Source organism: Embleya sp. NPDC050493 (assembly GCF_044458105.1).
In the GTDB taxonomy this organism is placed as follows: domain Bacteria; phylum Actinomycetota; class Actinomycetes; order Streptomycetales; family Streptomycetaceae; genus Embleya.
Map to the genome: position 1 here is coordinate 1 of NZ_JBITHP010000078.1, position 1,123 is coordinate 1,123.

The 1,123-nt window shown below is 68.5% G+C and carries 2 protein-coding genes; both read right to left on the bottom strand.

What is annotated here, in order from left to right; genetic code table 11:
- Nucleotides 1-2: 2 nt before the first annotated feature.
- Nucleotides 3-536 (bottom strand): transposase, encoded by a 534-nt coding sequence (locus ACIBM5_RS47085; RefSeq protein WP_396012853.1) that lies wholly within the window; start codon nt 534-536, stop codon nt 3-5.
- Nucleotides 533-1,072 (bottom strand): winged helix-turn-helix domain-containing protein, encoded by a 540-nt coding sequence (locus ACIBM5_RS47090; protein ID WP_396012852.1) that lies wholly within the window; start codon nt 1,070-1,072, stop codon nt 533-535. Before ACIBM5_RS47090 ends, ACIBM5_RS47085 begins: the two co-directional genes overlap by 4 nt.
- Nucleotides 1,073-1,123 lie beyond the last annotated feature (51 nt).

A 1,123-nucleotide genomic window follows, 5' to 3' on the forward strand; every position in this document is an offset into this window, starting at 1 on the left:
TTTCACTTCCTGGGTCGGATGACAAGTTTGGTTTCGGCGAGACATCCCTCGATGAGATGAGGGCGTCGTTGGATGTGGCGGAGGCCGTGTCTGATCGTGCTGACCAGGTGGTCGGCGTCGGTGAACGCGACGTTCCCGGTGAAGCCGCGACGAACCAGCGACCAGATCCCCTCCACGGGATTCAGGTCCGGCGCGTAGCTCGGCAGTTGGATGATCGTGAGCCAGTCGTGGTCGGCGGCGTACTCCTGCATCCCGGCTGCGCGATGGGTGTTGAGGTTGTCCCATATCAGGACGATCGGGCCTCCCAACTGCAGGTGGGCCCGCACCGCCGGATCGCGGTAGTCCGTCCAGGCGAAGCTCCTGCGTTCCCCCTTCCGTCGGGTGTGGAGGCGGGGCCGGTAGATCAGACGGGGGCGTTCGCCCGGTTTGTAGCAGGCCAGGGCGGCGATCGAGACCCGACCGCGGGAGCCGCCGCGCACCCGCACCACCGGTGTGCTCCCGCGTCGACCCCGGGTGCGCGCGTGCGGCGGCGTCATCGACATCCCGGCCTCGTCCTCGAAGACGATCCACGCGTCGAGCGCCGCCGCGGTGCTTCCACCGACGGCCACGTCTCCCGCACCCAACCCCGCACCGCGTCCTCGTCGCGCTCCATCGCCCGCCGAGCCGGTTGTTGGCACGACCAGCCGGCCCGACGCAGCACGTCCCACACCCCGTGGATCGAGTACGTCACCCCGAAACGGCGCCGGATCACCGCCTTCACCCGCATCAACGTCCAGCGCTGATCCTCCCAACCATGGGCCTGTGGGCCCTTGTCCAACTCCTCTTCCAAAGCGGCCACTTGCGACGGATCCAGCTTGGGCAGCGACGCGGGGCCGGCGGATCGCAGGCCCTCGACACCAGCCTCGCGCCAGGCCCGACGCCACCGCTCCACCGACCGACGCGCCACCCGTAACTCGGCCGCGACCACCGCGTTCGACTCACCCCGCCCGAACCGATCCGCAGCATCCAAACGCAACCGCTCCCGCGCCGCCCGTTCCTTCGAAGTCAACCCACCACCCTGCGCATACCGCATATCCACGGCATACCGCAGGGATCTTCAACCGTCCACGACATCACGGCGAAA